The organism is Campylobacter sp. JMF_04 NA10, assembly GCF_027737655.1.
In the GTDB taxonomy this organism is placed as follows: Bacteria; Campylobacterota; Campylobacteria; order Campylobacterales; family Campylobacteraceae; genus Campylobacter_B.
On the sequence record NZ_JAOVTZ010000002.1, the window covers coordinates 15562 to 37585 of the forward strand.

Consider the following 22024-nt stretch of genomic DNA (forward strand, 5'->3'; position numbering starts at 1 on the left):
TTTTTAAATGTAAATTTAACGAAAGGAAAATTCCACATGAAAAAGAGCTTTTATCTTTCTATCGTTGTGGCTGGTGTGCTTTTTGGTGTCGAAAACAACGCAACAACTCCTAAGCATAATGCGGTTGAATTCGACGAGATTATCGTTAGTGCGACCTTGACGGAGGTCGATAACTTAAAATACGCAGGTTCGGTTGGCGTAGTTGGCGAAAAAGAGCTGAAACAAAAATCAAATGTTATCGATTCTATTATGGATATTCCAGGTGTAGATGGTGGTATGGAAATGGGGCGCGAAAGCGGTAGGCAGTTTCAAATCCGTGGATTTGGATACCAAAGCGAAAATCGCGTTATCATCAAGCAAGATGGCGTTCCAAGAAGCCCAAGTTTGTATTCAAATCATATTTCTAGTTTTAGAACCGATAGCGATATTTTAAAAAGAGTTGAGGTTACAAAGGGCGCTAGCTCGATTTTGCATGGTTCTGGTGCTATTGGCGGAATTGTAGAAATGAGCACAAAAGACGCTAGGGATTATCTAAGTGAGGGCAAAGAATTCGGTGCAATGATTGGAGGTAGATTAGAATCAAATAATATGAAAAGTGGTAGAGCTGCCGTATATGCTGCGCCAAAAGATATTCCGTTGGATGTTTTGGTTTATGGCAAAAAAGCATCGTATGGAAATATGAAATTTGCTGATGGTGGTTCAAAATATGCAGATCCGAACGACCCTACCACAAAAAAATCGTTTGATGATGAGGATATTAGGACTATATTTGCCAAAGTAGGGGCAAATTTAGGTGATAGTCATAGATTGCAATTCAGCCTTTTTGACTACAAACTAGACGCTCTTACTACTTGGCAAACACTTTGGAATAATTATGATAGTTTAGATGTAAAAGGAAAATTAGAGCAAAGAGATTATGTTTTTAACTATTTTTACACTCCACAAAATCCATGGTTAGATTTAGAATTGACAGCCTACAAAACAGAGTCTAAATACCATAGAATTTACGAAGAAACCGAGGGTTCTGGGGTTTGGAATAGTATGTATGATAATGATGAAGAGCGTTGGGGCTTAAATTTAAAAAATGTTTCGCGTTTCGAAACTGGTATTATAAATCACAATCTTGTGACTGGATTTGACTATCAAAACAGAGAAGAGGATGCTTTAATGGCGGTTGATGGCGTCTCTACTATGGATTTTTTCTCTCATCCAAATAAATGGCAAGATTTTGGATTTTATTTGCAAGATATTATGCAAGTTGGCGATTTGGAGCTAACTCTTGGCGGACGATATGATAAATTTAAACGCGAAGTAGGTGTAAATGACGCCGATTTTAGCGACGATAGATTTTCTCCAAGAGTTGCACTAAGCTATACTTTTTTTGATAAGCTTACTTTACTTGCAGGATATAGTGAGAGTTTTAGAGCGCCAACTCCACATGAGACTTCACAGGCTGGTTCGATAAATAGGATGTATTATTATATACCAAATCCTGATTTAAAATCAGAGGTTGCAAAAGAGTATGAAATTGGATTTAGCTTTGCAGATGATACTATTTTTAGCGATAATGATAAATTTAGCTTCAAAGGTGTTTATTTTAACGGAAAAATCGAAGATATGATTAATATTACAAAAAGACCTGATTTAGGAACACCGCCTATTAGTGGGCTTAATCCGGCAGGAACTGGATCTCAAGAATATGGACAGTATCAAAATGTCGAAGAGGCAAAAAGACATGGTTTTGAGCTTAGTGCAAACTATGAAATAAACGGATTTAAATTTGGCGCAGGTTACGAACACCTAAAAATTTATGATAGCAAAACAAAAGAGCCTATTACAAACGGCAGACACGCCGATAAACTTATGGCAAGTTTTGGTTACAAACCACTTTCGAATTTGAGTTTGGATTTAAAAATTAGCCATTGGTTTTCGCCTGAAATTTACGGAGATGGTATTTATAGTGTAAATTCAAGGACGGGTGAAGTTACGCATTATGTCGATAAGGACTTTACGATTGCTGATTTTAAGGGCGAATACAAAATAGAAAAAAGCGAAGTTTTGCCTTTTTTAGATGGCGCGACAGTTGGTTTTGGTGTAAATAATATCTTTGATAAACCATACATTAACGCAAATAGAACCAGAGAAACTACTGCGGTAGGTCGTGGGCGAAATTTCTGGGTAGATTTAGAAGTTAAATTTTAAAATTTTCATTGAACTCCTTTTTGCGAATTTGGGTAAATTTCACCCAAATTCGCTATTTTTTTTTTACTCTAAATTTGGCTTATACCCGATATTTTCCTCAAATTCTTTAAGTCTCATGTGGATTGAGCGAAGCTCTGTGATTGTCGTCCAGTTATTCGTAAATACGCTAAAACTCACGCGCACTTTATTAAACGCGTTTGCCGTTTGGATCAGTACGCCAAGCGTGATTGCCTTGGTAAAAAGCCCCGGACCCATGATGAGGTAAGGCACCATGACTAGGATTTGTGAGTATGTATTTAGCCACGCATCGAAATATAAATAGTGCAAAAACAGCTTGTGGTAGTTAAATTTAAGCTTGTCAAAAAGCGAAATAATCTTTGTCTCGCTGCCGTAGTTTTGCTTATCTTCTTCGGCGAATACCAGCTCTTTTCGAAATGCTGCTTCGACCTTTTGGTTGTTGTATTCTAGGCGTGGTAGATACCTGCCCACAAACCACGAAACCCCAAGCCCTCCGATACTAACGATTAGCGCAATCCAAACAAGCCCGCCTGGGATATTTTCGAGTATTGGTACTTTGACCCCTGAGCTTAAATTCCACAAAATCGGTATGAAGGCAAAGAGCGTCATAAAGGCATACACGATACGCATGCCGACATCTTCGAGCGTTTTTGTGAAACGATAAATATCCTCTTGGATACGCTGCGAGCTACCCTCGATATCGCGCTCTACCTTGCGCCAAAAGCCGATATACGCAAATGTCATCGCTTCGCGCCATTTTAGCACCCATACACGCGTGATATATCGCTCAGCGACAACTGATAGCACGAACCAAACAGCAATCCAGATAAAAAGTAAAATTTGCTGGTAAAATTCATCGATTGTGTGCTTGTCTATCTCGCCACCCATATCGTAAAATGTCCGATACCACTCGTTAAATTTGACATTTAAAACGGTTTGAAACAAATTTATACCTAGTATGCAAAACATACCGCCCCATGCCAAAATTCGCCATTTTTTGCTTTTGAAAAATGATGAAAACATTATCTACCTTTATTGAAAGTTTATTTCAAAATCAATTTTAGCAAATTTGATATTAATTTTTATTTTAACGCCTTAAAATTTTGCAAATTTCCCAAAATTTCCCAAATTTCAGAACTTTTAAACCAAAATTTAGCTAAAATCCCTGCCATTATTTTCAAATCAAAGGAGTGGTTATGCAAAAAAGCGTAAAAAAGGTAGTTCTAGCGTATTCTGGCGGACTTGATACGAGTATTATTTTAAAATGGCTTGGCGATAATTATGGCTGCGAAGTGGTAACTTTCACCGCTGATATCGGTCAAAACGAAGACCTAGCCCCAATCAAAGACAAAGCCCTAAAATTAGGCATTAAACCAGAAAATATTTTTATCGAAGATTTAAGAGAAGAATTTGTTAGAGATTATGTTTTCCCTATGTTTCGCGCAAATGCAGTGTATGAGGGCGAGTATTTGCTAGGCACAAGTATCGCTAGACCGCTAATTGCGAAAAAAATGGTCGAAATCGCGCAAAAAACAGGCGCAGACGCTGTAAGCCACGGCGCTACTGGCAAAGGAAACGATCAAGTTCGCTTCGAGCTTGGTGCGTATGCATTGCAACCTGATATAAAGGTCATCGCTCCATGGCGCGAGTGGGATTTAAACAGCCGCGAAAAGCTGCTAGCTTATGCGCAAAAGCATGGTATTGATATCACCAAAAAACCGGGCAAATCACCATATTCAATGGACGCAAATTTACTACATATCTCTTATGAGGGCTTGGTGCTAGAAGATCCAAACCACGCACCAGAAGATGATATGTGGAGATGGACAACAGATCCAAAAAATGCACCAGATGAGAGCGAAATCATCGAAATCGAGTATAAAAACGGAGATCCAATCGCGCTAAATGGCAAAAAACTAAAAGCACATGAAATTTTACACGAATTAAACAATCTCGGCGCTAAACACGGTATCGGCAGACTTGATTTAGTCGAAAATCGCTATGTCGGTATGAAAAGTAGAGGTTGCTACGAAACCCCAGGTGGCACAATCCTTCTCAAAGCTCACCGCGCGATAGAGAGCCTTACGCTAGACCGCGGCGCAGCGCACCTAAAAGACGAGCTTATGCCAAAATACGCTGAGCTAATCTACAATGGCTTTTGGTTTAGCCCAGAGCGAATCATGCTTCAAAGCCTAATCGACAAATCACAAGAGTGCGTAAATGGCACAGTTCGCATAGAGCTATACAAAGGAAATGTGATTGTAAGAGGCAGAGAGAGCAAAGATAGCTTGTTTAATGTCGAATTTAGCACATTTGAAGAAGACGCTGTATTTAACCAAAAAGACGCAGACGGCTTTATCAAGCTAAATGCGCTTAGATTTATCATCGCAGGAAAAAGCGGTCGAAAATTTTAAAATTTAAAAGGAAATTTAATGAAAGTTTTACTTATAAAAGATGTCAAAGGGCTGGGAAAAGCCGGTGAAATCAAAGAAGTAAAAGACGGATATGGAAATAATTTTTTGATAGGAAAGGGCTTTGCGCTAGCTGCGACTAATGAGGTTTTGCGCAAATACGAGGCTGGCAAACGAAAAGAAGCCGAGCTAGAAAAAGAGGAAATCGACAAAACTACCGAGCTTAAAGAGGCGTTAAAAAATATCCGATTAAAAATCGCAAAACAAGCAGGTGCAAATGGCGCACTTTTTGGCTCAGTTACAAAAGAAGAGATCGCAACTGCGCTAAAAGAGCAGAAGAATTTCGATATAGATAAAAAAGTCTTGGAAGTCGAAAATATAAAAAGTGTCGGAATTTACGATGTTTCGGCGAAATTTAAACACGGCATTGTGGCGAAATTTGAAATAGATGTGGTAGCAGAGTAATGTTTGAAGCAACTACGATTTTAGCTTACAAAGGCAAAAGTGGCTCAGTTATCGGCGGAGACGGGCAGGTGACCTTCGGAAATACCGTGCTTAAAGGCAATGCGACTAAAATTCGCAAAATAGGCAAAGACGGAAGCGTGCTGGCTGGATTTGCAGGAAGCACGGCCGATGCGTTTAATCTCTTTGATATGTTTGAAAAGTGCCTTGATAACGCAAAGGGCGAACTTTTGAAAGCTGTGGTGGAATTTAGCAAAGAGTGGCGCAAGGATAAATATCTGCGCAAACTCGAAGCCATGATGCTTGTAGTGGATAGAAAAAATATATTTTTGCTAAGTGGCACGGGCGATGTCGTCGAGCCAGACGACGGTCGCCTAGCGGCCATTGGAAGTGGTGGAAACTACGCACTAAGCGCAGCTAGGGCATTGGATAGGTTTGGAATTTTAAGCGAAGAGGATTTGGTAAAAGAGAGCCTGAAAATAGCTGGTGAAATTTGCATTTACACAAACGAAAACATTAAAACTTACGCAATCTGGGACGATAAATAGATGATGACACCAAAGGAAATTGTTAAAAATTTAGATGATTATGTAATCGGACAAAAGGACGCCAAACGCACGATAGCAGTCGCACTTCGCAATCGCTATCGCCGTATGAGATTAAGCGATGATATGAGGGGCGAAGTCACCCCAAAAAATATCCTTATGATAGGCTCTACCGGCGTGGGAAAAACAGAAATCGCGCGAAGATTATCAAAAATGTTTGGTTTGCCATTTATCAAAGTGGAGGCTAGTAAATACACAGAAGTAGGCTTTGTAGGGCGAGATGTGGAGTCTATGGTGCGAGATTTGGCGGCTGCGGCTGTAAATTTAGTCAGAAATGAAGAATTTGAAAAAAACAAAGACAAAATCGACGAGTATATCGAGCAAAAAATTTTAGAAAAGCTTATGCCGCCATTGCCTCGCGGGGCTAGTGAAGAGAAAAACGCAGAGTATGCCAAAAGCTACGAAAAAATGCGTGAAAAACTGCTTAGCGGAAGTTTGGACGAGAAATTAATCGAAATCGAAATCAGCGAAAATACCCTAGAATCAAACTCAAATTTACCGCCAGAAATGGCAAATATGCAAGAAAATTTCATTAAAGTCATCGGCATAGCGACAAAAAAAACAAAAAAAGAACTCAAAATCAAAGACGCCAAAGTCGCCCTTAAAAATGAAGCTAGCGAGAAAATTTTGGATATGGAAAGCGTCAAGGCAGAGGCGATGAGACGGGCTAGGGAAGAGGGCATTATCTTTATCGATGAGATTGATAAGGTAGCCGTTAGCTCTAACGGCTCGCGCCAAGATCCGAGTAAAGAGGGCGTTCAGCGCGATTTGCTTCCGATTGTGGAGGGATCGAGCGTGAGTACGAAATTTGGCAATTTAGACACTGACCACATTTTATTTATCGCGGCTGGGGCGTTTCACATAAGCAAACCAAGCGATTTGATCCCAGAGCTTCAAGGCAGATTTCCGCTTCGCGTGGAGCTTGAAAGCTTAGATGAAAACGCGCTTTACGAAATTTTAACCAAGCCAAAAAATTCGCTATTAAAGCAATACTGCGCGCTTTTAGCAACTGAGGGTGTGGAGTTAGAATTTAGCGAAAGTGGCATAAAAGCGCTTGCCAAATACGCCGCACAGGCAAACGCTCAGGTCGAGGACATCGGTGCTAGACGACTTCATACCATAATGGAAAAGGTGTTAGAAGACATCAGCTTCGAAGCCGATGAGCACAGCGGTGAAAAGGTCGTGATTGATGAAAATTTAGTCAGCGAAAAGCTAGGCGTAATCGTTAATAACGACGATTTGGCAAAATATATTCTTTAAATTTTGCGGAAAATGTCGATGAAAAGCGGATTTGTTACACTTATCGGACGCACGAACGCTGGAAAAAGCTCGTTTTTAAACTATCTTTTGGGTGAGCAAATTTCGCTTGTCTCGCACAAAATCAACGCCACACGCCGTAAAATCAATGGCATAGTTATGCATGGAGATGATCAAATTATCTTTGTCGATACCCCAGGACTTCACGAGAGCGAGAAGCTGATGAATAAGCTTATGGTCGAAGTGGCGCTCAAAGCTATTGGGGACGGCGATTTGACGCTGTTTTTAGCGCCTGTGCATGATAGCGTGGAAAACTACGCGAAATTTGTCGAGCTAAATCCCACTGCCAAACATATCGTGATTTTGACTAAAATCGATGAAGTAAATGATGAAAAAATCGTTAAAAAACTGCTCGAATATCAAAAATTTCAAGATAAATTTGAAGCCATAATTCCAGTTAGTATCAAAAAAAATATTTACAAACGCCAAATTTTGGACGAAATTTGCAAATTTCTGCCCGAGCACGAGTATTTTTACGATCCTGAAATTTTAAGCACTACAAACGAAAAAGACATTTACCGCGAATTTATCCTGCAATCTATTTTCGAAAATACTAATAGCGAGGTGCCGTATTCGAGCGATGTTTTAATCGAAAAAGTGATAGAAAAGCCAAATTTAATCTCAATTTATGCCCAGATTATTACCGACACAAACTCTCATAAAGAAATTTTAATTGGCAAAAATGGTGAAACAATTAAGAGAATAGGAATTAGAGGGAAGAAAATAATTTCCGCCTTTAAAAACATTAAAATTTACTTAAAGTTAATAGTTTTGGTAAAAAAAGGGTGGAAAAATGATGAAAATGGCGTAAAAAGGCACTTTATCTATTGACATTTCATTTTATTTTTATTATTATTCGTAGATATTTAATTTCATTTAAAGAAGTGGAGTGTTATGGCAAGAAATAGTAAAAATGCTACTTCGGTTGTTGCAATCAACAAAGTCACGCAAACCATATTCGGTCTAAGTGAAAATGAAGTTTTTGAACACGATTTTTCTAAATCAAATCGTGCGAAAGAGACTTACATTTCTTATGTACCTTATAAGGATGTAATGACAACAACAGTCGAAATAAGCAAGACTGTCGCGGATGACGATTTGTTAGACACTATCGTCGTTAAGGTTTATGAGGAGCTAGGTCTTGACACTGCTCTGGATTATAAAATTACATATAGCGAAGTTATCGGTGCTAACAGCGATGATAGAGTATTTAATGTATTCGTCGTCGATAACACAAAATTAACTGCTGAATTTGATGCTATCGCAGCTCGCACAAATTACATCGATTATGTCGCTATGGCACCGTTTCTTTACGAAAATCTCTATGCTCGTGGAATTTTGACAAGAGACGGAATTGATTGTTTTGTTTATCTGCAAAGAGATGACGCGTTTTTGGTCGTCTATCAAAACGGTGAATATTTTCAATCAAGACAACTTAGATACAATCTCAAATTCTTGCACGACAAATTTTCTGAATTGGTCGGAAATAGAATGGAAGAGGCTGAATTCTTTAAATTACTTGCAATACAAGGTATAAATTTAGAAAATCCAGCTGAGAGAGATTATATGATTCAAATTTTCGATGATATGTTCTACTATATCAACGATGTTTTGAATGGTATATCTAAGGTCTATAACATAAATATTCAAAGTATTTATATTGGCACAGATATCGGCAAAATCCCTGCTATCGAGGTTTTTGTAGAAAACAATCTAAAAATCGACTACAAAGATTTCAATTTTAGCGTAGCGATTAATGCGAAAGATTATCCGCTTACTCAACTAGATACTTTGATGTTTTTAGCCGGACAGCAATACTTGGCTGAGCCAGATGATGATCACAACTACTCACCATTTATGCGCCCACCACCATTAAATCAAAGATATAGCGGTAAATTGATTGGCTATGTTTTGGGTGGTTTATTGCTTGGTGCTGCTTACCCTGCATATCAATTTGGCTATGGTTATTACAACAATATGATAGCCGATGAGAAAACAACAGAATATCAAGGATTAGAATCAGAGCTTGTGCCTGCAAGAGCGCAAGTCAAAGAAGCCAGAGATAAAACTGCCAAAGTTAAAGAGGAATTTGGCGTAAGAAATAAAGAATTAGGCGATCGCAGTAGTTTGATTAACGAAATTTTTAGTAAGAAAAATGAGTATGCTATGAAAGGTATGTCTGTATTTGACCTTACTAATATGATTGTTAAAAACAGAGGAAAATTGGTAAGAATAGGCAACGATGATAGAAATATTACCGTAGAAGTTCATACTAAAAATGACAAGCAAATGACAGAGTTGCTAGAAGATATAAGCCAAAAAGCAAAATATGGCGTATATACTGAAACAATCGTCTTACAAGGCAAAGATGATAGTGTCGTTTATGATAGTAATATAAGTGTGGAGGTGCGCTAATGAGAAAAAAAGGTTCATTAGATCAAATTGATGAATGGTTTGCAGCCAAAGGAAATAGCGCCAATACATATTTATATATGGGCTTGGCTTTGGCAGCGGTTATCGCTTACTTTGCGTTGAGCACATACTCTGTGCCATATTTAGAAGAGAGCGAAAGCAATTTAGCTAGCGCGACTGATAAATTGGAAAAATCACAAAGAGAGTATGATACTGACTTTAACGGTAATCCTACTGGCAAAGTTGCACAAGAAAGAGCTGTTTTAAAACGCGAAGAGACAAATTTGGAAAATGCTGTTAATAAAATCAACTATTTAGATGTAAAATTGACAGAGATTTCAAAGCTAACATACAATGAGAAAAACTGGGCTACCTTTATGGATAGTTTAACAACATTGGCCGAGAATAATAATATCAAAATTCATAGCATTACTAGCTCTAAAAAAGAGCCGAGTGCTAAAAATGTATTCAAACCAGAAGCATTGTTGAATATCGATGTTAAATTCGAAGGTGCTTTTCAAAATGTTGTTAGATATGTAAATTTAATCGAACAATCAGAAATGATTGTAGATGTTAATAAGATGGATATCAATGGCACCGAGGAAGGTAAAATTGGTGGCACGGTTGGTATGTCTATCTGGGGAGTGAATTACAAATGAAAAAGATAATTTTATGTTCGTTTGTTTTGTCTAGTGTGCTTTTTGGAGCAGATGAGCCTAAGGGTCTATCTGATGAAGTAAGAGCATTTCAAGATAGATATAATGGTATGTTTTCTAACCTAAACAAGCCAAGGGTCGGTCTTAGTGATTCTCAAATCGCATCTTTGCCAGATCCGTTTTATCCGCGTGAGGCTAATACCCCTCAACCTGTGGTAAAAAAAACAGAAGGTTTAGGTTATCAGTTGCTTGGTATCATGGGCAATAAAGTTAAATTAAATGACAAATGGTATGGACTAGGTGATTATATCGGTTCATATAAGATTGTCCAAATAACTGGCAATAGCGTTATTGTCGCTAATAACGAAGATAATAAAATCGAATTAAAACTAAAACAAGGAAATCAAAATGTCACTATTACATACAAGTAAGAAACTTAGCTTAGCTGCTATGCTTGCATTATCGCTTGGTGTTACAGGTTTATCTGCTGCTTCAAATTGCGATAGAAAGGCTTTGAATATTAAGGTTAATGATGTTGTAACGCTAAATGAAATGCTAACACAATTATCTGATATGTGTAGATTTTCTGTCGTTGCAAAAGATGCTATTGCGCAAGAGGAACTTGCAAAAGAGCTTCAAGGTGTTAGCATTAAAGATATGTCATTAAGAGAGGTTTTTGATTTATTGATCAAAGAAAACAACCTTAGCTATGATTACTCAAATGATGTTCTTAAAGTATCTGCATTAGAGACAAAAACATTTAAAGTAGATTATATCACTTCTGTAAGAGAGGGCATTGCTACTACGAAAGCCTCTGTTGATTCATCTCCTATTGAAACAGATGATTCTGGTGATGAAAAAGTAGATATCAATGATAATAAAATTACAACTATTGAAAAATTTGATTTCTGGGAAAAAATGAGTGAAGAAATCACTTCTATTTTAAATAACGGTACAGAGAAATATGTAGCCGTAGCTCCTATCATCAATCAAAATGCTGGTTTGGTAACAGTAACTGGTATGAAATCGCAAATCGCTCGTGTAGATAGATATATTCAAAGTATGCAAAAACGCCTTGGCAGACAGGTTTTGCTTGATGTGAATATTGTATCTGTTGAGTTAAATAATGAATACACAACAGGTATCGATTGGAGTAAATTTCAACTAGGTTTTAATACTTATGTAAATGGTAACAGTTTGACTCCTACTACATATTCTATTACTAATGGTTATTCTGGCAAAGCTAGTGGCACTAATGGCGCTTGGACAATTGGCGCTAATTTAAATTTTAGCATTGATGGTATGATTAATTTCTTGGAAACCAAAGGCAAAACAAAGGTCGTATCTAGCCCTAAGGTTACAACTATGAATAATCAACCTGCTATCATTTCTGTCGGCGACACAATTAATTATGTGTTGATTAAATCGCGTGAGTCAGTAACTAGCTCAGAGGGCGATTCTGTCGATGTAGAACAAACACAATACTCTATTTTTGTTGGTATTTTATTGAATATTTTGCCTGAAATTTCAGATGATAATAGAGTTATGTTAAGAATTAATCCTTCTTTGAGTTCTTTAAAATATGCTGAGGATGAAAACAGACAAACAGATTCCGATGGTAATATTGTAGCAAGAACAATTGCTCCTGATACACTTCAAAAGAAACTTTCAAGTGTAGTTTGGGTTGATGATGGCGATACTGTAATTCTTGGCGGATTAATTGGCGGAACTAAATCTAAAAGAAATACAAGAGTTCCAGTTCTTGCAGAAATTCCTTTAATTGGAAATTTATTCAAGAGTACAGCTGATGTTGTTAGCACAACTGAGCTTATTTTCGTCGTAACTCCGCATATTATCGACAATACAGGCGCTCCTTTGGCTACATCGCTAAAAGAGCTTGGTTACTCAAAATCAATTTATGAAAAATAATGAGTAACACTTATACCTCTATTAAAGAGATATTTATCGAAGATAACGAAGTCTCAGACTTCGTTAATCTCGATAAATCAACTCTTGCATATCATAAAATTTTAAATGCCCTACAAAAACCGCTTAAACTGATTTTGTTTTATGGCAAACCAGGTTGCGGAAAGACCTTTTTACTAAATAAAATCAAGGTCGATTTGGAAAAAAAGGTTAAAGTGGTTTTTATGCCACAGCCTTTTTTTGATGAAAAAGAGTTTTTTTTAGAACTTTATTCTCAAATTTTCCACTCTAACCCAGTTGCGCCAATCGATAACTACGAAAATTTTATGAGAGTTTATCGCGAAAGACTTGGGATTACAGGCGGAGGTGCAGCCGTGGAGCAGGTGGTAATCTTGCTCGATGAAGCTCAGCTTTATCCTGGAAATTTGATTGAAAAAATTAGATTAATGGCGGATTCTAGGTTATTTAAATTTTTATTTACAGTGCATAAAACAGATGAGGAAGATCGTCTTGCCAAAGATTATTTTAAAACCAGAATTTGGGAGAGTATAGAGCTTCCAAACTCAAATTTAGGCGAGGTGAAGCTGTATATAGAAAAAAAATTAGTTTTTCATGGTTTTCAGCAATATTATTTTATGTTTAGCGATGACAATTTCGATTTAATCCTAAATTTAACTGATGGAAATATGAGAAACATAAACAAATTAATGTATAAAATGTATGAGCTGTTTGAGTATTACGAGGCAAATAAGCCAACAGAGATTAGTTTTGCTCAAATCAATAATAAAATCATAGAAATGGCGGCCATTGGCACGGGGATAATCGATGCTTGAATTTTACGAAGTTAATGAATTAGAAAAAAAATGGGAAGAATACAACAAAAACAAAAAGCAATTTTCCTTTTTGAAATCTAAGCCAAATTTTGTATTTAAATTTGACAAGACGATTTTAGGGCTTTTGGCTTTAATTTCTATCGCGATCGGCGCGATTTTTTGGTTGCTTAAAGACGACGATAAAGTCAGCATGGCTAGCATAAACGAAAATATCCAAAACGAACCTGTTATAAGCGATGTCGTGCCAAACCCTGCGCCGCAGGTCCAGCCTACCATAAATACTGCCCCGCAAACTGAGGTTGCCGCGCAAAATAGTGAAATTTCGCGCGCAGATTATAATATCAGCGCCCCAGCAAATGATAGTAACCGAGTGCAAAATGTAGAACGCCCAAGCCTAAATATCAACGATGTAGGCGTGCTATCTAGCGAGGATTCTGGCGGTTTTAAGATCACAAACACATACGAAAATTCTGCTAATAACCAAAATTTTGCTAACCAAAATTTTACAAACGGGGGATTTAATCAGGGTTTTAATCAGGCTAACAATGTGCCAAATTTTAACCCAAATGCTCAAAATTTCAACCAACCGATGAAAAACGAGATTATTGATTTTGGTAAGGCTCCATTGCCGCCAAAACAAAATGTCGCTTCAAGCGCGCCAGCCCCTGTAAATAGGGCTCCGATTAGTTCTCGCCTTGAAATTCGCACCTCAAATTTAAGCTCTGAGCGACAGAGTTTGGAGAGTAAATTTTATGCGACAAATAAAATCGAGTATTCGCTTTCATTGGCCGAGGAAGCTTATAATAAAAAAGATTATGACAATGCGATAAAATGGGCTTTAACATCAAATGAGATTGATAAAAACAATATTAATAGCTGGATAATTTTCGCCAAAGCTAATTATAAAAAAGGTCGCAAAGATGACGCTATTTACGCGCTAGAAACATTTAATTCTAAGGCTAAAAATGGCGAAATTGCGAATTTAATAAATCAAATCAAAAGCGGTGCGCTATGAGAGTATTTTTATTTTTAACGCTATTTTTTGGCTCTGTTTTCGCTGTCAATGTCGATGATGTGCGAAACTGGGATCAAATCGGTCAATATAATAGAATTTGCCAAGAAAGCGTTAGAAATCTCTTTATCGAGGAGCAAAACGAGGCGCTAGCAAACACTTATGCGAAAGCTTGCCTAAAAATGGATAGGGTAAATGAGCTAGTCGTGCCAATGGTAATGCTGTATAAAACAAAGGAAACTAGGGAAAATGCCTCTTTGTATTCGACCATAGTTTTCCAAAAGAAAATGCTTTATTTAGCGCTTTGCGACGGCGTGGATATTTCGTATATCAGAACGCCGAAGATTAATTATATTTTGTCTGAAATTTTTGATAAATTTGTAGAGAAAACATACACCAAAAAAGGCGATGCGTATGTTTTTACCCTAGATGACGGCGAAAAAGCCGAGCTTTTTATCAAAGAAGAAGAGGGAGTAAAAAAAATGGTGGTGGCAATCTATGCCGGTGAAAAACTGAGCTCGATTAAAATTTATTGGTGATTGATATGACAAAGATAGAAGAGCAGATTGTTTCAATTCTAATAAAAAATAATGTCCTAACCCAAGCCATCGTCCCTGAAATTCAGGAGAAAATGGATATTGGTTTGACCCTTGGCGAAGTTTTGGTCGGCGACAACTATTTAAGTCAAGAAAATTTTTGCTTGATTTTAGCTGAGCTTTACAAACGCAGACAGATCGATTACGAAGATGTTCGCGAGAAATTTTCAATCGATCAAAAAGAATTTTTGCAAGTTTTGGCTAAAAAGCAAAATTTAACCTATATGAATTTAGACGATGTTGATATCGATTTTAAACTATCTGAGCGCGCTCCGATGGCGCAACTTAAAAAATTTGGCGTAATTCCTGTAAGGGCGGACGATTTAAATATCTATGTTGCGTTTTCTGATCCGTTTAATATGGAAGCCCAGGATAGAATTCAAGCGATTTTTAACAAACACCTTCTAAAAATCGTTGTGGCCGATCCAAATCAAGTAAATAAATATATGGCTAAACTCGAACTTTCCGAGAGTATCAAAGATTTGGTCGCTACTATTAGAAAAGAGCTTGCTAGCACGGGCGGTAGTGGCACAGGCGATGATACATCTGCGATTTTGCAGCTTATCGAGATGATTGTAAAACAATCAATCATTATGCGCGGTAGCGATATTCACATCGAGCCTACTGAGAATAACTGCGTCGTGCGCACCAGAATTGACGGTATGTTGCAAGAAATTTTTATCTTTGATAAAGACATTTATCCGCCACTTGTGAGCCGTTTGAAACTGCTTTCAAATATGGATATCGCAGAGCGTAGAAAGCCACAAGATGGCCGTTTTTCTATGACGATTTCTGGGCGCGAATACGATTTTCGTATCTCTACACTGCCTATTATCAATGGCGAATCTACCGTTATGCGTATTTTGGATAAATCTAAGGTTATCATTAGCCTTGAAAAGCTTGGTATGCACCCTGAAAGCTTTAAAAAATTTAGCAATGCAATGCACGCACCGTATGGCATTATCCTAGTTACTGGACCAACCGGTAGTGGTAAATCAACCACACTATATGCGGCACTAAACGATGTCAAAAGTGTCGATACAAAAATCATTACCGTTGAAGACCCTGTTGAGTATCAGGTAAATTTAATACAACAAGTCCATGTTAATGAAAAAGCAGGCCTTACATTTGCGTCGGCTTTGCGCTCGATTTTGCGTCAAGACCCTGATATTATAATGATCGGTGAGATTCGTGACCAAGAAACGCTTAGAATCGCGATTCAAGCGGCTCTTACTGGACACTTGGTCTTTTCTACACTACACACAAATGACGCTGTTAGTGCGATACCAAGAATTGTAGATATGGGGATTGAGAGTTACTTAATCAGTGGTGCGCTTATTGCGGTCGAGGCTCAACGCCTTGTGCGCAAGCTATGCCCGCACTGCAAACAACCGACAAATGTGCCAAAATCTATGCTCGATCAGTTAAAAGAATTTTTGCCTGAGCAGTATAAATTTTTCAAAGCAGTTGGTTGTGATCAATGTGGTCAGACAGGCTATATGGGTCGTGAGATGATAAGTGAAATTTTGCCTATTACAGATCGTATGCAAAGCCTGATTGCAAATGGTGGCTCGAAAGACGATATGAGAGCTTTGGCGAAAGAGGAGGGCTTTATCGATATGTTTGAAGACGGCATTATTCGTGCAGCTCGTGGAGTAACAAGTATAGAAGAAATTTATAGGGTGGCTAAACAATGAAAGATTTAAATGTAAATATGAACGCTGGTGGAAAACGCCAGCAAATGCGACTAAAAGTCAATAACAAGGTCAATGCGAACAACCTAATGAAACAACGCTCAGGCGGTTCGATTTCTAGGCGCGCTCAAACGCAAAATTTGGGTAATATCACAGGCGATTTTAAAACCCAAGTAAGTCGTTTAATGGGCGGTAGTGGCAAGGTAAAAACTCTGCCATTAGTTGCTGCTATTAGACAGCTTTCTGTTATGACAAATGCTGGTATCTCTATCCACGACTCTATTAAAGAGGTCGCAAGAGCGACAGAGGATAAGACGCTAAAAGGCATTTTTAGCGCGATGAACGACGACCTTAATGCAGGTCTTAGTCTTACTGAATCAGCGGAGAAATTCCGCCCACAACTAGGCGATGTCGTCGTGGCAATGGTAAGCCTTGGCGAGGCCACAGGTAATATGGCTGAATCACTTGCCAAGCTAGCTTCTATGCTTACTGAACTTTACGAAAACCAAAGAAAATTTAAAAAGGCTATGCGCTATCCGATGACTTTGATGATTGTTATGGCGATAGCATTTACGATTTTGATGATGTATGTTGTGCCTAAATTCCGCGAAATTTTCGAAGAGCTCGGCGCAGATTTGCCACTTCCTACAAGAATTTTGCTAGGAATTGAAAGTGCGCTTAGCAATTATGGTGGCTATATTTTGCTTGGCATCATCGTTACAATCGTGGGTCTTAAATGGCTCTATAAAAACAACGATCAGTTTAAAATCGGCTGGGATAGGGGAATTTTAAAGGTTTATTTGTTTGGCAAGATTATTTTTTACTCTACAATGTCACGCTTTATGCTTATTTTTACCGAGCTAGTTCGCGCTGGTATTCCTATCGCAGACGCCCTTGATACGGCTGTTTTGATGGTCGATAACCACACGCTAAAAGAAAAACTTTCAAGCGTTAAAATCGCTGTTCAACAAGGTGTTAGCCTAACAGAGGCTTTTGAGAATACTGGACTTTACGAGAGTATGCTTATCCAGATGATTAGCGCTGGTGAGCAGGCTGGTAACCTTGATAAAATGCTTGGAAATGTCGCTGATTATTACAAAGAGAAATTTGACGATATTATCGATAATATTTCTAGCTATGTTGAGCCAATTATGCTATTTTTCATGGCTGGTATGGTATTGCTACTCGCTCTTGGTATCTTTATGCCAATGTGGGATTTGGGAAAAGCTGTCAAAAGCTAAAACAAAATCCGCGTCCAAATCGGGCGCGGATTTATCTCAACTTCGTAAAATTCTAGTTTTCAAATAAAATTTTAACCTTAAATTTGCTAAAATTGCGCTTTTTATTTTCAAAGGATTTATCATAATAAAAGAAGTATATTTTATAATCGTCTCGGCTATAATTTTGTTTTTTGGATTTGCTACGATTGCGCCTGATTCGGCTCTTGTCGGCAGTGCTGGCAATGCAATTCGCTCGGTAAATTTAGGGCTTTTTGGTTATTTTTCATATATTTATCCGCTATTTTTACTAGGGCTTGTCTATATCGCGTATCGCTATTTCAGGGGATTTGATTTTAGATTTTTTGAATTTTGCATAGGCGTGATTTTGCTATTTTTCACCGTGCTTTTTGTGCAATCAAGCATTATCGGCGATAGCGGTGGAATCATCGGTAGCGTGGTCATAAATCAGCTAAGGCAGTTTGTGGGAAGTGTGGGGATTTGGATTTTTAACCTAACGCTTTTTGTCCTTTCGCTGGTGCTGATTTTCGAGGATAAGCTTACAAATATTATCAAAAATTCTTTTATCAAAGAGCAAACTAGCGAGGCAAAAAGTGAAATTTCGCGCGAACAAACTCGCCAAAGAGCCACAAGGGCGCAAACCGAGCTAAAACCAAAACCGCTTAAAAAAGACAGAGCCGAATTTAACGAAAAACAAGAGAGTAAAATCGAAAAATTTCTAACCGAGCAAAGCGATGATTTGGAGGGTGAAAATTTAGATTTAAATTTAGAAAAAGAGCCAAATTTGCAAAATGAAATTTCAGAGCCAAATTCTAAAAAATCAAATTTCAAAAAACCATCTTCGCTAAAAAAAGTCGAGCATTTAAGCGAGGTTGCCGAAAACAAAAAACTTCTTGATGAGTTAGAAAAGGGCAAAATCGACAAACCGCAAAATTTCGCCCTTCCACCACTTGATTTTTTGGAAAATCCGCCCAAAAAACAAAATATAATCGATGAGAGCGAAATAGATCAAAAAATCTTTGATTTGCTCGATAAACTTCGCAAATTTAAAATCGACGGCGATGTCGTTCGCACATACTCAGGCCCCGTGGTTACGACATTTGAGTTTCGTCCAGCAGCGCACATTAAGGTTAGTAAAATCCTAACCCTCCAAGATGATTTGGCTATGGCACTGCGCGCGCAGACGATCCGTATCCAAGCCCCGATTCCTGGCAAAGATGTCGTAGGTATCGAAATCCCAAATCAAGAGGCACAGACAATCTATTTGCGCGAAATTTTTGAAAGCGAGGTTTTTAAAACTGCTTCTAGTCCGCTTACAATGGCTCTTGGTAAGGATATCGTGGGTCAGCCTTTTGTTACGGATCTAAAAAAACTCCCACACTTACTCATCGCAGGCGGAACAGGAAGCGGTAAAAGCGTTGGCGTAAATGCCCTTATTTTAAGCCTTTTGTATAGAAATTCGCCAAAAACTCTGCGCCTAATAATGGTCGATCCAAAAATGGTTGAATTTAGACTTTATGAGGATATTCCGCACCTACTAACGCCGATTATTACCGAGCCCAAAAAAGCTATAACCGCCCTTGGAAATGTCGTGGCTGAAATGGAGCATAGATATCGCATAATGGCTGATAATAGGGTCAAAAATATCGAAAGTTATAATGCCAAAATTTCAAAAGAAAATGGCGAAATTTTGCCTTATATTGTGGTTGTGATAGATGAATTTGCTGACCTTATTATGACTGGCGGAAAAGAGGTCGAAACCAACATAGTGCTTTTAGCTCAAAAGGCAAGAGCATGCGGAATCCACCTCATCATCGCGACTCAACGCCCAAGCAAAGAGATTGTAACAGGCCTAATCAAAGCAAATATGCCAAGTCGCATTAGCTTTAAGGTTCGCTCATATACAGATAGTCGCATAATCCTCGATCAAATGGGATCTGAAAGCCTGATAGGGAAAGGTGATATGCTCTTTATGCCACCAAGCGGAAGCACTACGATTCGCTTACATGCGCCATTTAGCACAGAAGATGAGATAAATGCCATAGCTGAGTATTTGCGTTCGCAAGAAAGCGTGGTTTATGATGAGAGATTTTTAGCCGAAAACGATAGCCAAAAAGAGGGCGCAGGTATGATGGATCCGCAAAATATGGAGCTTGATGAGTTGTTTGAAGAGGCGAAAAATATCATTTTAACCGAAGAAAAAACTTCGATTAGCTATTTGCAACGCCGTCTTAAAATCGGCTACAACCGCGCCGCTACAATCATCGAGCAGTTAGAGCAAATGGGAATTTTAAGCGAAGTTAATGCCAAAGGGCAAAGAGATATCATCAAATAAATTTGGCTAAATTTTGAAATTTAAATGGAGTAAAATTTGAGAACAGATCAGTGGCTGTTTTATTTCACGGTTGCATTAATCACCATAGGCATTGTATTTTCGCTATCATTGACCTCATATACCACGCTTGCAAGCGATACTGAGCCGCTATATTTTTTCAAAAAACAATGGATATTTGGTATGTTTAGCATTTTCCTTATGTGGGGGCTTTCGCAGTTTAACCCAGATAAGGTTTTAACGCCGTTTTGTATGGTTTTGTGGGTGGTATCTGGGCTAGTGATGATCTCAATGGGCTTTATGCCTAAATCAATCGTATCAGAGGTAAATGGTGCGGCTAGGTGGATAAAAATCGCAGGCATTAGTATCGCTCCGGTGGAATTTTTCAAAGTTGGCTTTATATATTTTTTGGCGTGGAGTTTCTCGCGCAAGATGAACCATACTAAAAAAACGGTTTGGCAAGAGATTAAAATTTGGGTTCCGTATGTCTTTCTTTTCGCGATTTTTGGCATAGTTATCGCCATAGGACAAAAAGATCTTGGTCAAGTGGCTGTTTTGGCTGCGACGATGATATGTATGTCGTTTTTCGCGGGAACTAGCATGAGGCTAGTTGGCATAGTGGTGGGAATAATCGGCATTTTGGGTTATACCTTTGTCGTCACTAGTCCGCACAGAATCGTGAGAATTCGCTCATGGTGGGCTGGCGTGCAAGACACTATCACTCCGTTTCTCTCCCCGGAAACAGCCGCTAAGGTTCGCGTAGATGATGCGAATATGCCTTACCAAGTCGGCCACTCGCTAAATGCCATAAACAACGGCGAGCTAATGGGGGCTGGGCTAGGGCAGGGAAGCTTTAAGCTAGGCTATCTTAGCGAGGTGCATACTGACTTCGTGCTAGCTGGCATTGCCGAGGAAATCGGATTTTTTGGAATTCTTGGCGTTGTTTTGCTCTTTTCTGCGATGCTTGCTAGGGTCTTTCGCATAGCCTCAAAATCCGTAAATAGCGTATATTTTCTCTTTGGGCTTGGCATTGCTTTTATGCTATTTTTCTCATTTTGTCTAAATTCTTACGGAATTACTGGGTTAATACCTATGAAGGGTATCGCTGTGCCGTTTCTAAGCTATGGCGGAAGCCATGTCATAGCTGCTTCAATGGCGGTTGGGTTTATACTTATGATTAGCAAACGCGCAAATTTAAGGAGCTGAAAATGATAGCAATCAGTGGTGGTGGCACAGGCGGGCATTTAAGTATCGCAAAAAGTTTAGGCGCTGAGCTTAAAAATCGCGGAATAGGGGTGATTTTTATCGGTTCGACTAACGGCCAAGACAGAGCGTGGTTTGAGGGTAGCGAAATTTTCGATAGGGCGTATTTTTTGGAAAGCTCTGGCGTGGTAAATAAAAAGGGTCTTAGCAAATTTGCTTCTTTGATTAATATTTTAAAACTATCTTTGAAATGTCGTAAAATTTTCAAAGAAAACGGCGTAAAAGCCGTAATTAGCGTGGGCGGATACAGCTCGGCTCCGGCTTCGTTTGCGTCTTTGTTTTTTTTCAAGCCACTTTTTATCCACGAACAAAACGCTATTTTAGGGCGATTAAACGACCTTTTAGAGCCGTTTTGCAAGAAAATTTACAGCCCATATCCTAGGGAAAAATTCGAGCTTCCCACAGCTTGTGGTTGCGTGACGAAATTTACGCAGGATAATACCCAGTGCATAAGCGATAAATTCGACTATCCAGTAAGCGACATTTTTTTCGAAAAATCTAGAATTCGAAGCGAGGTAAAAACGATAATTTTCTTAGGCGGTTCGCAAGGGGCGAGTTTTATCAATACTCTTGCTTCAAATTTAGCGCCAAGGCTCACCAAAATGGGCTATGAGATTATTCATCAATGTGGCGAAAAAGAGTTTGAAAAATATAGCGAATTTTACAAAAACGCGAATTTAAATGTCGAGCTTGTGGGATTTAGCAAAAATTTGGTTGATTTAATCTCAAAGGCCGATTTGTGCGTAGGCAGAAGTGGGGCTAGCACTCTGTGGGAGCTCGTGGCAAATGGACTTCCTGCGATTTTCGTGCCGTTTCCGCACGCAGCAGGAGATCATCAATTCTACAATGCAAAATTTTTGCAAAATCTAAATTTATGCAAAATCGTGCGCCAAAATGAGGCTAGCGAGGATAAAATTTTGGATTTAATCCAAAATTTCGACGCTCCAAGTGCAAGTAGGGGGCTAGTAAATTTCAGCTCCAAAAACGGCGCAAAATCCATAATCGACGATATTCTAAGCCAAATTTAAAAACAAAATTTGGCTTAAT

Annotated in this window: 19 protein-coding genes; 18 read left to right on the forward strand and 1 reads right to left on the reverse strand. The window is 38.5% G+C overall.

Annotated elements, in window-relative coordinates; genetic code table 11:
- Positions 1 to 36: 36 nt before the first annotated feature.
- The gene (locus OFO12_RS03025; protein ID WP_270869413.1) at positions 37 to 2202 is read left to right on the forward strand and encodes a TonB-dependent receptor domain-containing protein; all 2166 of its coding nucleotides are present in this window, start codon (positions 37 to 39) and stop codon (positions 2200 to 2202) included.
- A 63-nt stretch (positions 2203 to 2265) separates the two neighbouring features.
- Here OFO12_RS03025 and OFO12_RS03030 read toward each other — a convergent pair whose 3' ends face one another.
- Positions 2266 to 3243: a putative transporter gene (locus OFO12_RS03030; RefSeq protein ID WP_270869414.1), complete on the reverse strand. Its 978-nt coding sequence runs from the start codon at positions 3241 to 3243 to the stop codon at positions 2266 to 2268.
- A 173-nt stretch (positions 3244 to 3416) separates the two neighbouring features.
- Between OFO12_RS03030 and OFO12_RS03035 the strand changes: the two genes are divergently transcribed.
- From OFO12_RS03035 to murG, 17 genes are all read left to right on the forward strand, one after another.
- Positions 3417 to 4634 carry an argininosuccinate synthase gene (locus tag OFO12_RS03035; protein ID WP_270869415.1) on the forward strand — a complete coding sequence of 406 codons (1218 nt, stop codon included), beginning with the start codon at positions 3417 to 3419 and terminating at the stop codon, positions 4632 to 4634.
- Positions 4635 to 4652: 18 nt separating this feature from the next.
- Positions 4653 to 5096, forward strand: a complete 444-nt coding sequence (gene rplI / locus OFO12_RS03040; protein WP_270869416.1) for a 50S ribosomal protein L9 — start codon at positions 4653 to 4655, stop codon at positions 5094 to 5096.
- Positions 5096 to 5641, forward strand: a complete 546-nt coding sequence (hslV, locus tag OFO12_RS03045) for an ATP-dependent protease subunit HslV (RefSeq protein WP_270858759.1) — start codon at positions 5096 to 5098, stop codon at positions 5639 to 5641. The genes rplI and hslV overlap by 1 nt, the downstream gene beginning before the upstream one ends.
- Positions 5642 to 6958, forward strand: a complete 1317-nt coding sequence (gene hslU / locus OFO12_RS03050) for an HslU--HslV peptidase ATPase subunit (protein WP_270864462.1) — start codon at positions 5642 to 5644, stop codon at positions 6956 to 6958.
- Positions 6959 to 6976: 18 nt separating this feature from the next.
- Positions 6977 to 7846, forward strand: a complete 870-nt coding sequence (gene era, locus OFO12_RS03055; protein ID WP_270858761.1) for a GTPase Era — start codon at positions 6977 to 6979, stop codon at positions 7844 to 7846.
- Between the two features lie 63 nt (positions 7847 to 7909).
- A complete protein-coding gene (locus OFO12_RS03060; RefSeq protein WP_270869417.1) occupies positions 7910 to 9430 on the forward strand; it encodes a hypothetical protein in 1521 nt (506 codons plus the stop codon).
- Positions 9430 to 10086 (forward strand): type 4a pilus biogenesis protein PilO, encoded by a 657-nt coding sequence (gene pilO / locus OFO12_RS03065; RefSeq protein WP_270864460.1) that lies wholly within the window; start codon positions 9430 to 9432, stop codon positions 10084 to 10086. Before OFO12_RS03060 ends, pilO begins: the two co-directional genes overlap by 1 nt.
- Entirely contained in the window at positions 10083 to 10514 is a 432-nt protein-coding gene (locus tag OFO12_RS03070; RefSeq protein WP_270869418.1) for a hypothetical protein, read from the forward strand. Before pilO ends, OFO12_RS03070 begins: the two co-directional genes overlap by 4 nt.
- Positions 10492 to 12012, forward strand: coding sequence for a pilus (MSHA type) biogenesis protein MshL (mshL, locus tag OFO12_RS03075; RefSeq protein ID WP_270862441.1), 1521 nt, complete (start codon positions 10492 to 10494; stop codon positions 12010 to 12012). The genes OFO12_RS03070 and mshL overlap by 23 nt, the downstream gene beginning before the upstream one ends.
- The gene (locus tag OFO12_RS03080; protein ID WP_270867994.1) at positions 12012 to 12842 is read left to right on the forward strand and encodes an ATP-binding protein; all 831 of its coding nucleotides are present in this window, start codon (positions 12012 to 12014) and stop codon (positions 12840 to 12842) included. The genes mshL and OFO12_RS03080 overlap by 1 nt, the downstream gene beginning before the upstream one ends.
- A complete protein-coding gene (locus OFO12_RS03085) occupies positions 12835 to 13857 on the forward strand; it encodes a tetratricopeptide repeat protein (protein ID WP_270869419.1) in 1023 nt (340 codons plus the stop codon). Before OFO12_RS03080 ends, OFO12_RS03085 begins: the two co-directional genes overlap by 8 nt.
- Positions 13854 to 14393 (forward strand): hypothetical protein, encoded by a 540-nt coding sequence (locus OFO12_RS03090; protein WP_270869420.1) that lies wholly within the window; start codon positions 13854 to 13856, stop codon positions 14391 to 14393. Before OFO12_RS03085 ends, OFO12_RS03090 begins: the two co-directional genes overlap by 4 nt.
- Positions 14394 to 14398: 5 nt before the next feature.
- Positions 14399 to 16147, forward strand: a complete 1749-nt coding sequence (locus OFO12_RS03095; protein ID WP_270864455.1) for a GspE/PulE family protein — start codon at positions 14399 to 14401, stop codon at positions 16145 to 16147.
- Positions 16144 to 17385 carry a type II secretion system F family protein gene (locus OFO12_RS03100; RefSeq protein WP_270862445.1) on the forward strand — a complete coding sequence of 414 codons (1242 nt, stop codon included), beginning with the start codon at positions 16144 to 16146 and terminating at the stop codon, positions 17383 to 17385. Before OFO12_RS03095 ends, OFO12_RS03100 begins: the two co-directional genes overlap by 4 nt.
- Before the next feature lie 160 nt (positions 17386 to 17545).
- On the forward strand, positions 17546 to 19717 hold the full coding sequence (locus OFO12_RS03105) for an FtsK/SpoIIIE family DNA translocase (RefSeq protein ID WP_270869683.1): 2172 nt from the start codon (positions 17546 to 17548) through the stop codon (positions 19715 to 19717).
- A 36-nt stretch (positions 19718 to 19753) separates the two neighbouring features.
- Positions 19754 to 20920 carry an FtsW/RodA/SpoVE family cell cycle protein gene (locus OFO12_RS03110; RefSeq protein WP_270869421.1) on the forward strand — a complete coding sequence of 389 codons (1167 nt, stop codon included), beginning with the start codon at positions 19754 to 19756 and terminating at the stop codon, positions 20918 to 20920.
- 2 nt (positions 20921 to 20922) lie between these two features.
- Positions 20923 to 22005, forward strand: a complete 1083-nt coding sequence (murG, locus tag OFO12_RS03115) for an undecaprenyldiphospho-muramoylpentapeptide beta-N-acetylglucosaminyltransferase (RefSeq protein WP_270869422.1) — start codon at positions 20923 to 20925, stop codon at positions 22003 to 22005.
- Positions 22006 to 22024 lie beyond the last annotated feature (19 nt).

Excerpts from the sequence above, each read along its gene's own strand:
- OFO12_RS03035 (WP_270869415.1), top strand. The coding sequence starts at position 3,417 with ATGCAAAAAAGCGTAAAAAAGGTAGTTCTAGCGTATTCTGGCGGACTT.
- pilO (WP_270864460.1), top strand. The coding sequence starts at position 9,430 with ATGAGAAAAAAAGGTTCATTAGATCAAATTGATGAATGGTTTGCAGCC.
- OFO12_RS03090 (WP_270869420.1), top strand. The coding sequence starts at position 13,854 with ATGAGAGTATTTTTATTTTTAACGCTATTTTTTGGCTCTGTTTTCGCT.
- OFO12_RS03030 (WP_270869414.1), bottom strand. The coding sequence starts at position 3,243 with ATGTTTTCATCATTTTTCAAAAGCAAAAAATGGCGAATTTTGGCATGG.
- OFO12_RS03080 (WP_270867994.1), top strand. The coding sequence starts at position 12,012 with ATGAGTAACACTTATACCTCTATTAAAGAGATATTTATCGAAGATAAC.
- OFO12_RS03100 (WP_270862445.1), top strand. The coding sequence starts at position 16,144 with ATGAAAGATTTAAATGTAAATATGAACGCTGGTGGAAAACGCCAGCAA.
- hslV (WP_270858759.1), top strand. The coding sequence starts at position 5,096 with ATGTTTGAAGCAACTACGATTTTAGCTTACAAAGGCAAAAGTGGCTCA.
- murG (WP_270869422.1), top strand. The coding sequence starts at position 20,923 with ATGATAGCAATCAGTGGTGGTGGCACAGGCGGGCATTTAAGTATCGCA.
- OFO12_RS03025 (WP_270869413.1), top strand. The coding sequence starts at position 37 with ATGAAAAAGAGCTTTTATCTTTCTATCGTTGTGGCTGGTGTGCTTTTT.
- mshL (WP_270862441.1), top strand. The coding sequence starts at position 10,492 with ATGTCACTATTACATACAAGTAAGAAACTTAGCTTAGCTGCTATGCTT.
- OFO12_RS03070 (WP_270869418.1), top strand. The coding sequence starts at position 10,083 with ATGAAAAAGATAATTTTATGTTCGTTTGTTTTGTCTAGTGTGCTTTTT.
- OFO12_RS03085 (WP_270869419.1), top strand. The coding sequence starts at position 12,835 with ATGCTTGAATTTTACGAAGTTAATGAATTAGAAAAAAAATGGGAAGAA.
- OFO12_RS03060 (WP_270869417.1), top strand. The coding sequence starts at position 7,910 with ATGGCAAGAAATAGTAAAAATGCTACTTCGGTTGTTGCAATCAACAAA.
- era (WP_270858761.1), top strand. The coding sequence starts at position 6,977 with ATGAAAAGCGGATTTGTTACACTTATCGGACGCACGAACGCTGGAAAA.
- rplI (WP_270869416.1), top strand. The coding sequence starts at position 4,653 with ATGAAAGTTTTACTTATAAAAGATGTCAAAGGGCTGGGAAAAGCCGGT.
- hslU (WP_270864462.1), top strand. The coding sequence starts at position 5,642 with ATGATGACACCAAAGGAAATTGTTAAAAATTTAGATGATTATGTAATC.
- OFO12_RS03095 (WP_270864455.1), top strand. The coding sequence starts at position 14,399 with ATGACAAAGATAGAAGAGCAGATTGTTTCAATTCTAATAAAAAATAAT.